The following is a 10803-nucleotide window of genomic DNA, read 5'->3' as shown; positions in this document are numbered from 1 at the left end:
TGCCGCGCCCGCCGCGCCGGCGCCGGCAGCGGCTCCCGCCCCGGCTCCCGCCCCGTCTGCTCCCGCTGCTCCGGCAGCCAGCGCATCGGGCGAAGGCTCCCCGGCCCCGAGCGGTGGCCAGGACGGCGGCGAAGGTGGCCAGCAGCGTCACCAGAACCAGAATCAGAACGCACAGGGCGGGCAGAACCAGAACCCGTACCAGCAGGGACAGGGTCAGGGCAACCGCCGCGACCGCTTCCGCAACCGCCGCGACCGTGACCGCAACCGCAACGACCGTTTCCGCGACGACGGCATGCCGCAGGACAACGGCGAGCAGCAGGCCTTCGTGCCGCGCCAGCAGCCGCAGGTGCCGGAAGGCTTCCCGGTGTACTCGCTGAGCGACCTCAAGCGCATGCCGGCCCAGAAGCTGCTGGAAATTGCCGAGCAGCTGCAGATCTCCGAAGGCGTCGCCCGCGCCCGCAAGCAGGACGTGATCTTCGCGCTGCTGAAGGTGCTGACCCGTCATGGTGACGGCGTGGCCGCTGACGGCGTGCTGGAAATCCTGCCGGACGGCTTCGGCTTCCTGCGTGCGGCCGAGGCCAGCTACCTGGCCGGTCCGGATGACACCTACATCTCGCCGAGCCAGATCCGCCGCTTCAACCTGCGCACCGGCGACCACCTGTCCGGCCGCATCCGCTTCCCGAAGGACGGCGAGCGCTACTTCGCGCTGTCGATCGTGGACACCATCAACGGTGAGCCGCTGGAAGCGTCGAAGAACAAGGTGCTGTTCGAGAACCTGACCCCGCTGTTCCCGCGCAAGCGCTTCACCCTGGAACGCGGCAACGGCTCGTCGGAAGACATCACCGGCCGCATCCTCGACCTGATGGCCCCGCAGGGCAAAGGTCAGCGTGCGCTGATCGTGTCGCCCCCGAAGGCCGGTAAGACGATGATGATGCAGCAGATCGCCACGGCGATCACGACCAATCATCCGGAAGTGCACATGATCGTGCTGCTGATCGATGAGCGCCCGGAAGAAGTGACCGAAATGCAGCGCACGGTGCGCGGCGAAGTGATCAGCTCGACCTTCGACGAACCGGCCGCGCGCCACGTGCAGGTGGCCGAAATGGTCATCGAGCGCGCCAAGCGCCTGGTGGAACACAAGAAGGACGTGGTGATCCTGCTCGACTCGATCACCCGTCTGGCGCGCGCCTACAACAACGTGGTGCCGAGCTCGGGCAAGGTGCTGACCGGTGGTGTGGACGCCAATGCGCTGCACCGTCCGAAGCGCTTCTTCGGTGCGGCACGTAACGTGGAAGAAGGCGGCAGCCTGACCATCATCGCCACGGCGCTGGTCGATACCGGCAGCAAGATGGACGAAGTGATCTACGAAGAATTCAAGGGCACCGGCAACAGCGAAGTGCACCTGAACCGTCGCATCACCGAAAAGCGCGTGTACCCGGCGATCGACATCAACCGTTCGGGCACGCGTCGCGAAGACCTGCTGATCGAGCCGGAGCTGCTGCAGAAGATCTGGATCCTGCGCAAGCTGCTGCATCCGATGGACGAAATCGCGGCGATGGAATTCCTGCTGGACAAGATGAAGAACACCAAGTCCAACGACGAGTTCTTCGGTTCGATGAAGCGCTGATCGCCTGCTTCATCGCTATCGCAAAAGGCCCCGCTTCAGCGGGGCTTTTTGTTTCTGCGCGCGGATGGGGCGATTGCCGACAGGCCATCGGTGGCCGTGGAAGATCAAAGGCACGTCGGCCCGGTAGCGTCGGTCGACAGACGACGGCCGTGAAACCGCCCACGCCCGGTAACGCATGACCTCGGAGTAAGATCGGCTTTACGCGAAATTCGAATCCCTCACGGCCGCATGCGATCCCGCAACGGCCCGAATGCGGCAGGCACCACGCCCTCGTCCCGCGCCGGCATCTGCAACGGCGACACGACGTCTTCGTCGCCGGCCGCGACCTCGCGTTCGCCCACATGTGCGCCCAAACCCGCCCTCACCACCGACGACGCTGCCACCACAACCACCAGCGACACCCCGCCCAATACATGCACCACCGTCATGGCTGACCTTCCCGTGCGCGATTGAAAGGCACGATACCGGGCCGGTGCCGGGCTTCCCTTGAAGATGGTCCTAAAACGACATCGCCGGGACTTGCCCGGCGATGTGATGGATAACGGGCGTTTCAGCCGGGCAAGCCCGGCTCTACGGTCACCGGGCCGGCACGTCCGTGGTTACGGGCAGCTCACGTTGCCCTTGGCCTTGGCAGCCAGCTGCACCTGGGTGAACGCGGCGACCAGCGGCTTGTCGCCGGTCACCACGAACGGGGCTTCCACCGCGCCGAGGTCGACGCCCTGCTTGGCGAAGCAGGCCAGCGGAATGCTCACGGTGTGCTTCTGTCCGGGTGACAGTCCGGCCAGCACCGAGGTGATGTCCACCCCACCCTCGCAGCCGGTGCCGCACTGCATGGTCACCTTGACCGGCGTGGTTGGCTTGGTCTGCACCAAGACGTCGAACTGCAGCGCGCCGTTGCTGCGTGCCAGTGCGCTGAGATTGCGCCGCGAGGAACTACGGGCGATCAGCTGCGCGGGGGCGAGCCAGGTGACTTCGCGTGCGTCCTGCTGGGTGTTGATCTGCACCGTGCGCACCTGCGCGACCGGCACCGCCTGCGGCCAGCGCAGGGTGGCATTGAGGTCGTTGCCGAGCGGCTGGGTCGCACCGTTGACGGCGATGTGCAGCGAGAACGGCATGCTGTCCACGCGGTTGAAGATCGGCAGGGTGGTGACTTCGCCGCAATGGTCCGGGTTGGCTTCCGGCAGACGCGCCACCGGCGCGGCCGACGCATAGCGCAGTCCATAGCCGAGCTTGAACAGCGCCGGGCGCTTGGGATCGGGGCGGTCGATCGGAGCCGGGCACGGCACGCCGGGCCAGGGGAAGCTGAGCGTGCCGGTGAAGTCGTGCGCGGGCTTTCCGTCCTTGCCCGCCACCAGCACATCGGTGATGCCTTTGCCTTCGCTGCCCGGCAGCCATGCGGCAACGAACGCCTGCGACAGGTTGAGCAGGTCGTTGGTGTACATGGGGCGACCGGAGAAGTACACGGTGACCACCGGCTTGCCAGTGGCGGCGGCGGCCTTCAACACCGCAAGGTCCTGCGGCTGGGCACGGCTGTGGCTGACCGTATCGGACGGCAGGATGTCGCCGTTGGTTTCGGCGTACGGCGTTTCGCCAATCACGGCGAGCACCACGTCGAAGGCGCTGGCATCCACGCCGCTGGCGTCGGCGCTGAAGGTCACCTGATCCGTGCCCAGTTCGGCACGCAGTGCGCCCAGCACGGAATCGGCATTGAGGTAATCGGCATTGGTGTTTTCAGTACCCTGCCAGGTCAGCGACCAGCCGCCGGACTGGTCGCTCAGGCTGTCGGCGCTCTTGCCCACCACCAGCACGCGCGCGTCGCGGCGCAGCGGCAGGGCGTTGTTCTGGTTCTTCAGCAGCACCAGCGACTCGCGCACCGCCTCACGCGCAAGTTCACGGTGCTGCACGGCATTGGCATCGCCCGCGTAGCGGCTGTCAGACGGCTTGTGGTCGAACAGGCCGGCCCGCAGCTTCACCCGCAGGATGCGGGTCACCGCATCGTCGATGCGTGCCATCGGAATCTCGCCCTTCTCCACCTGCGCCATGGTGTTGGCAATGAACGCCTTCCAGTCGTCCGGCACCATCACCATGTCGATGCCGGCATTGATCGCCTGCGCACAGCTGTCATTGCGACAACCCGGCACCTGCGCGATGCCGTTCCAGTCAGAGACCACGAAGCCGTCGAAGCCCATCTTGTGCTTCAAGGCATCGGTGAGCAGCTCCTTGCTGCCGTGCATCTTGCCGTAGTTCACACCGCCGGCGCGGTCATTCCAGCTGTTGAACGAGGCCATCACGGTCTGCGCGCCTTCCGCCAGTGCGCCGTAGTAGCCCTGGCCGTGCACGTTGACCATCGTGGCGTGGTCAACCAGCGCCTCGCCCTGGTCGCGGCCGTTGTCGGTCGCGCCGTCGCCGATGTAGTGCTTGGCAGTGGTCACCACGTTGCCGTCGTCGTTGAAGCGCCCCTGAGCGCCCTTGACGTAGGCATGCGCGTACTCACGGATCAGTGCCGGGTCGGACGAGAAGCTTTCATAGGTGCGGCCCCAGCGCGGGTCATGGGCCACCGCCAGGGTCGGCGCGAACACCCAGTCGATGCCGGTGGCGCGGGTGGACTGTGCGGTGGCGCGGCCAATGCGCTCGATCAGGTCCGCATCACGCGCAGCCCCCAGGCCGATGTTGTGTGGAAACAGGGTGGCCCCGTACACGTTGTTGTGCCCGTGCACCGCATCGGTGCCCCAGATCACCGGGACCGGGGTGGCGGCATCGGTCTTCAGCGAGGCGGCGCGGTAGGCATCGGCCAGCTTCAGCCAGTCCGCCACCGACGCATGCTTGTTCATGCCCGGCCAGGAGCCCCCGCCGTTGAGCACCGAGCCGATGTAGTACTCACGTACCTGGTCGGGGGAGATGGTCTTGATCTCGGGCTGGGTCATCTGCCCGATCTTCTGCGCCAGGGTCATCTTCGAAAGAATGGCCTGCACCCGGCTTTCGATCGCGGGGTCCTGGGCGATCGCGCTTTTCACCTGCGGCCAATCCTGCAGTTGGCCGGCGCTGGACGGTGCGGCGGCGGCGTGGGCAGACAGGGCCAGCAGCAGGCTGGCGGCGAGAAGAGACCGGTTGACGCTGATCACGGACGAAACCTCCGGGGTTGGGCGGATGAGGCACCGCACGCTCCCCGTGACGGGCCTTCCTGACAGCGCTGTCATATAAGCGGGCCGAAGCCGTGTCAACCACAAAGCCGCCTCATCAGGTGCATCGCACCGTGGGCAAAGGGATGCGCACGCGCGTGCCCGGACGCAGCGGTCGCAACTGCTGCAACGCGTCAAGAATTTCCGCAGTACATTCCGCGCTCGTGACGTGGCAACATCCCGCCTGCATCGGCAATTCCACGATGCTTCGGGCGCTCTACCATCGGCAGCACTCTCCAGGAGATCCATCGCATCATGCGCAGTCGCATCGAGGATGTTGCCGCCGTCGCGGGCGTTTCGATCAAGACCGTGTCGCGCGTGCTCAATCATGAGCCGAACGTCCGCGCGGAAACGCGCGAGCGGGTGATGGCGGCGGTCACACGGCTGGGCTACAAGCCCAACCTGTCCGCGCGCAGCCTGGCCGGCCAGCGCTCGTATTCGCTGGCGCTGGTGTACAACAATCCCTCGCGCAATTACCTGATGGAAATCCAGAACGGCATGCTCGAGGCCTGCCATGCGCACCACTACAACCTGATCCTGGGCCCGGTGGGCATTGGCCGGCATACCCTGCCCGACCTGTCCGCGCTGTTCGAGAACTCCCGCCCGGATGGCGTGGTGCTGATTCCGCCGCTGACCGACGACGCAGTGGTACTGGACTGGCTGGAAGAACAGGAGATTCCCTATTCCAGCATTGCCCCGCGTGATCCCGACGGCCACATTGGCGTGCGCATGGATGAAACCACAGCCGTGGTGGAGTTGATCGCGCACCTGGTGGCGCAGGGGCACCGTCGCATCGCGCATATCAAGGGACCACGCGCACACGGGGCGTGCCAGTGGCGCCACGCCGGCTACCGCCAGGCGTTGCGCGCGGCGGGCATCGAGTACGACCCGGCGCTGGTGGTGAACGGCCAGTTCTCGTTCGAGTCCGGCATCACCGCCGCCAACGCGCTGCTCGATCTACCCGAGCCGCCCACCGCGATTTTCGCGGCCAACGACGACATGGCTGCAGCGGTCTACCGCGTGGCCGGCCAGCGCGGCCTGCGCATTCCGCGTGACCTGTCCGTATGCGGCTTCGACGATACGCCGATCGCCGGGCACATCTTCCCGGCGCTGACCACGGTGCGCCAGCCGACCTCAAGCATGGGCACCATCGCCACCGAGCAATTGATCGAACGCATCCGCGCCGCCAAGGGTGGCCGCATGGTCACGGTGGACCATGCGGTGCTGGTGCGCGAGTCCACCCAGGCCCCGCGCCGCCGCTGATTGTTCAGGCGCGGCGCGCGCCGCGCCAAGCGTAGTGCAGGATGTAGCCGTAGCACAGCAGTGGCAGCAGGAACGACCCCTGCAGGCCGTAGTGATCGGCCAGCCAGCCCATCGCCAGCGGAATCACTGCACCGCCGACGATAGCCATCACCAGCAGGCTGGAGCCCTGGCCGGTGAGCGGACCCAACCCGGCAATGGCCAACGCAAAGATGGTCGGGAACATGATCGAGTTGAACAGCCCGATGCTGACCACGCTCCACTTGGCCAGCCCGCCCGTGCCCAGCATGGTGACGGCCAGCATGCCCATCACGATGATCGCGAACCAGCCCAGCAGGCGGCGCGGATCCACCTGCACCAGCAGCCAGGTACCCAGCAGGCGGCCCACCAGTGCCCCGCCCCAGTACAGCGACACATAGAACGTGGCCTGCTGTTCGGTCATCCCCTCGCCAATGCCCGGCATGGAAAGGAAATTGACCAGCACGCTGCCGATGGACACTTCCGCACCGACGTAGAAGAAGATGGCCAGCACGCCATAGCGCAGGTGCGGATGGCGCAGCGCATCCTTCAGCCCACCGGGCCGGGTCGGCTGGTCTTCAACACCGGCAATCGCCGGCAGCCGGAACATCCAGATCGCCACCGCCAGCACGAACAGGGTGACGGCCAGGCCGAAGTACGGCAGCTGCACCGACTGTGCCTCAGCCACCCGGTACGCCAACGCTTCGGCCTGCGGCAGCGCCGCCAGCTCCTCAGCACTGCGCGGCTGCGCCGACAGGATCAGCAGTCCACCAAACAGCGGGGCCAGGGTGGTGCCCAATGAGTTCATCGACTGCGCCAGGGTCAGCCGACTCGAACTGGTCTGCTCCGGCCCCAGCAGCGCCACGTAGGGGTTGGCCGCCACCTGCAGCACGGTGACGCCGGTGGCGAGCACGAACAGCGCGCCCAGGAACAGGCCGTATACATGCAGATGCGCAGCCGGCCAGAACAGCAGCGCGCCGACGCCGGCAATCGCCAGCCCGGCCACGATGCCGCGCTTGTAGCCCACCGCCGCGACCAGCCGCCCCGCCGGCAGCGACATCAGGAAGTACGCGCCAAAGAAGGTGAACTGGATCAGCATCGCCTGCACCCAGGTCAGCGAGAACGCCGCCTTCAGATGCGGAATGAGGATGTCGTTGAGGCAGGTGATGAAGCCCCACATGAAGAAGATGGCGGTGACCACCGCCAGCGCCACGCGGTTGCTCTGCACGTGCTGCCCGCGCACCACGGTTGAAGTGTCCATTGCCTGTCCTTGCAGAAGGGAAAAGAGGCGCAACGCGGTCAGGCGAATCCTGACAAGCGGTCACGCAGCGGCCACACATGGAACCCGCTTCGTGTCCGGTTGTCCAGCGCTGTCAGACAACCGGTCAATCACTTCCAAGCCCGGTTTGCGCAGTTTCGTTCTGCACTGCACAACGTATGGTGCGGTCGGAATCGGCTGCGCGTCACTGGCTGAAATCCGCGGAAATCCGCTGTGCACCATGTGTTTCCAACGGGATCACCCGGTGATGCCCTGCAGCATTGCGGGCAATGAGCGTGCGCGCCGAAAACGGTTGCACATGGCAGTTTGTTGACAACGCTGTCAGGGGCCGGCCCAATCCGCCCCCAAGAGCTGTTGAACCGATCAAACGCCGTCGCACCGTCACTACCGAATTCCCTGGGGAGGGAGCTTCCATGAAGACGTACAAGGCCGTACCCCGCAAGGCAATGCTCACTTCCGCGCTGTTGGCTGCTCTGGCCGGCCCGGCCTGGGCACAGGATCAAACCACCGACAGCACTGCGCCTTCGTCGCAGAGCGCCGACCCGACCACGCTGGATGCGGTGCAGGTCACCGGTATCCGCGCCAGCCTGGCGTCGTCGATGAACCTCAAGCGCGACAGCCAGGGCGTGGTCGACGGCATCGTCGCCGAAGACATCGGCAAGTTCCCGGACACCAACCTGGCCGAATCCCTGCAGCGCATCAGTGGCGTGTCGATCGACCGCACTTCCAGCGGTGAAGGCTCGAAGGTCACCGTGCGCGGCATCGGCCCGGACTTCAACCTGGTGCTGCTCAACGGCCGCCAGATGCCGGCCTCGAACCTCGGCGACGGCGGCGCAGGGCTGTCCAGCTCGCGTTCGTTCGACTTCGCCAACATCGCCTCCGAATCGATCTCGGCGGTCGAGGTTTACAAGACCGTACGTGCGGACAACCCCACCGGCGGCATCGGCGCGACCATCAACGTCAAGACGCTGCGCCCGCTGGAAGCCGAGCCGGTGATCAGCGTCGGCCTGAAGGCCGTCAACGACACTTCCAACGACAACCTGCCCAGCACCCTGCAGGGCAAGGATTTCACCGGCGAGATGTCGGGCATCTTCAGCCAGCAGTACGCTGACGGCCGCTTCGGCGTCATGCTCAGCGGCAGCTATCAGGAGCGCGATTCCGGTTTCAACCAGGCCACCGTGGCCGAGGGCTGGGCCACCTTCCGTGGCGACAGCACGGACGGGCGCGCACTGCCGCAACCGGGAACGGGCTACGCCGACCGCATCACCAATCGCCCCGACGCGACCGATGTCTACGGCCGCCCGCAGAACACCGCCTACAACGTCAACGGCGTGCAGCGCCAGCGCACCAACGGGCAAGCCACCCTGCAGTGGAAGCCGCTGGACAACGTGACCACCACGCTGGATTACACCTATGTGGAAAACAAGGTGCAGCAGCAGCGCAGCGAACTGTCGGTGTGGTTCAACTACGGCCCCGGTGACAGCACCTGGACCAATGGTCCGATTGCCGCGCCGATCATCTACAGCGAGGACATGACCAATTCGGACGTGTCGATGGGTGGCGCCCAGCTGGCGACCAAGAACACCATGGACTCGCTGGGCTTCAACGTGGACTGGGAGGTCAACGATTCACTCGACCTCTCCTTCGACTTCCACAACTCCAGCGCCGAGTCGCAGCCGGACAGCAAGTACGGCTCGGCCGGCGTGCTCGGCGTGGCGGCCTTTGTGCGCGGCACCACCACGGTGGACTACAGCGGTGATCTGCCGATCATCAACATCGCGCTGCCGCCGGGCGGCGTGCAGGCCGCCGACGCGCTGGTCACCGGCTCGGTGTTCCAGAACAGCTACAACAAATCGGAAGTGCAGCAGTACCAGGGCTCCGGCGTGTTCCGCTTCGCCGACTACTCGGCGCTGGACTTTGGCGTCGGCTACGCGGAAGTCAAGAACCGTTCGGCCTCGGCGATCATGCAGCGCGACTCCTGGGGCGGCGTGGGTACGCCTGCCGACTATGACGACAGCATCTGGTATGCCGACGACATGGCGAAGTACTTCGACGCCTTCTCCGGGCATGACGACCCGCGCCTGACCGGGCAGTTCCTGGTGTTCGACTTCGACCGCCTGATCGACCGTGCCGGCCAGGTGGGCACCGCCGGCAGCCCGGCCTGCCCGACCTGCTACTACGCGCCGACCGAGTACACCGACGACATCCGCACCACCGAAACCTCCAAGAGCGCGTACCTGCAGTACCGCACCACCTTCGACTGGTCGATGCCGTTCAGCGTCGCCGTGGGCGTGCGCTATGAGCAGACCGAGGTGGAATCTCTGGCGATGGTGCGCGTGCCTGAGAGCATCACCTGGAACTCGGCCAACGAACTGAACATCGACTACGCCGACGATCGCGCATTCGTCGGCGGCAAAGGCAAGTACGACTATGTGCTGCCGAACCTGGACCTGAAGCTGGACATCCTGGAAAACCTGGTGCTGCGCGGCAGCTACAGCCGCAGCCTGGGCCGTCCGGGCTGGAGCAAGATCCAGAGCGGGCAGACCCTGGCGGGCATCGTACGCACCCAGGGTGGCACCGGCTCGCGCGGCAACCCCGGCCTGGAGCCGCTGATCTCGGACAACTTCGACCTGTCGCTGGAGTGGTACTACGGCGAGTCCAGCTACGCATCGGTCGGCTTCTTCCGCAAGAACATCAAGAACTTCATCAGCGACACCATCGTGCGTGAGAACACCGGCGAGCTGCACACGCCGGTGGGCGGTGCGTACTGGAATGCCGCGCTGGCCTCCGGCGGTTGCGCCGCCACCGACGGGGCCTGCATCCGCAACTACATCTTCGACAACTTCAACGGCCAGCCCGGCGTCACCGCCACCGGCACCAACTCGGCGGGCGAGCGCACCGGCACCATCGTCGGCCAGCCCGGCGATCCGGTAGCCGGCTTCGACATCACCCTGCCGGCCAACCAGCGCTCGGACCATCTCGATGGCTGGGAAGTCGCGCTGCAGCACCTGTTCGGCCAGTCCGGCTTCGGTGTCGCCGCCAACTACACCAAGGTCAAGTCGGGCCTGACGTTCGACAACTACAGCCTGGGTGACCAGTACCCGATGATCGGCCTGAGCGATTCGGCCAACGTGGTGGCGTTCTACGACAAGAACCGCTGGCAGGTGCGTGCGGCCTACAACTGGCGCGACAGCTTCCTCAGCGGCATCGGCGGCCAGGGCCCGAACCCGAACTACACCGATGACTACGGCCAGCTGGACCTCAACATCAGCTACGCCGCCACCGACAACCTGACCCTGAGTGTGGAAGCGATCAATCTCACCGACGAGACCATGCGCACCTACTCGCGCCACACCAACATGCTGCGTTACGCCACCCAGACCGGGCCGCGCTACATGTTCGGCGTGCGCTACAAGTTCTGACCTGCACGGGCCGCCCCC

At 65.9% G+C, this 10803-nt stretch carries 6 protein-coding genes; 3 read left to right on the top strand and 3 right to left on the bottom strand.

Translation table 11 applies throughout. The features are described from left to right. Window positions 1-1627: transcription termination factor Rho (gene rho, locus RT551_RS14525; RefSeq protein WP_313459967.1), on the top strand; the 1627-nt coding region annotated here is incomplete at its 5' end. Window positions 1628-1845: 218 nt separating this feature from the next. Here the strand turns inward: rho and RT551_RS14520 are convergent. Together RT551_RS14520 and RT551_RS14515 are read right to left on the bottom strand one after the other, a co-directional pair. Beyond that, on the bottom strand, window positions 1846-2055 hold the full coding sequence (locus tag RT551_RS14520) for a hypothetical protein (RefSeq protein ID WP_313459965.1): 210 nt from the start codon (window positions 2053-2055) through the stop codon (window positions 1846-1848). Window positions 2056-2226: 171 nt separating this feature from the next. Beyond that, the gene (locus RT551_RS14515) at window positions 2227-4749 is read right to left on the bottom strand and encodes an exo 1,3/1,4-beta-D-glucan glucohydrolase (protein WP_313459963.1); all 2523 of its coding nucleotides are present in this window, start codon (window positions 4747-4749) and stop codon (window positions 2227-2229) included. A gap of 312 nt (window positions 4750-5061) precedes the next feature. On the opposite strand from RT551_RS14515, the gene RT551_RS14510 reads away from it, so the two are divergent. Then, window positions 5062-6069, top strand: coding sequence for a LacI family DNA-binding transcriptional regulator (locus RT551_RS14510; RefSeq protein ID WP_313459960.1), 1008 nt, complete (start codon window positions 5062-5064; stop codon window positions 6067-6069). Between the two features lie 4 nt (window positions 6070-6073). Here the strand turns inward: RT551_RS14510 and RT551_RS14505 are convergent, their stop codons facing one another. Then, window positions 6074-7345 carry a sugar MFS transporter gene (locus RT551_RS14505; RefSeq protein ID WP_313459957.1) on the bottom strand — a complete coding sequence of 424 codons (1272 nt, stop codon included), beginning with the start codon at window positions 7343-7345 and terminating at the stop codon, window positions 6074-6076. Window positions 7346-7776: 431 nt separating this feature from the next. Between RT551_RS14505 and RT551_RS14500 the strand changes: the two genes are divergently transcribed. Further along, window positions 7777-10785 carry a TonB-dependent receptor gene (locus RT551_RS14500; protein ID WP_313459955.1) on the top strand — a complete coding sequence of 1003 codons (3009 nt, stop codon included), beginning with the start codon at window positions 7777-7779 and terminating at the stop codon, window positions 10783-10785. Window positions 10786-10803: the final 18 nt, after the last annotated feature.

Origin of the sequence: Stenotrophomonas sp., from assembly GCF_032103445.1 — a bacterium.
Lineage (GTDB): Bacteria > Pseudomonadota > Gammaproteobacteria > Xanthomonadales > Xanthomonadaceae > Stenotrophomonas.
Note: the sequence above shows the minus strand (reverse complement) of the source record. Positions and strands in the feature narration are given on the sequence as shown.

Coding starts and splice junctions, on each gene's coding strand:
- RT551_RS14500 (WP_313459955.1), top strand. CDS start 7,777: ATGAAGACGTACAAGGCCGTACCCCGCAAGGCAATGCTCACTTCCGCG.
- RT551_RS14510 (WP_313459960.1), top strand. CDS start 5,062: ATGCGCAGTCGCATCGAGGATGTTGCCGCCGTCGCGGGCGTTTCGATC.
- RT551_RS14505 (WP_313459957.1), bottom strand. CDS start 7,345: ATGGACACTTCAACCGTGGTGCGCGGGCAGCACGTGCAGAGCAACCGC.
- RT551_RS14520 (WP_313459965.1), bottom strand. CDS start 2,055: ATGACGGTGGTGCATGTATTGGGCGGGGTGTCGCTGGTGGTTGTGGTG.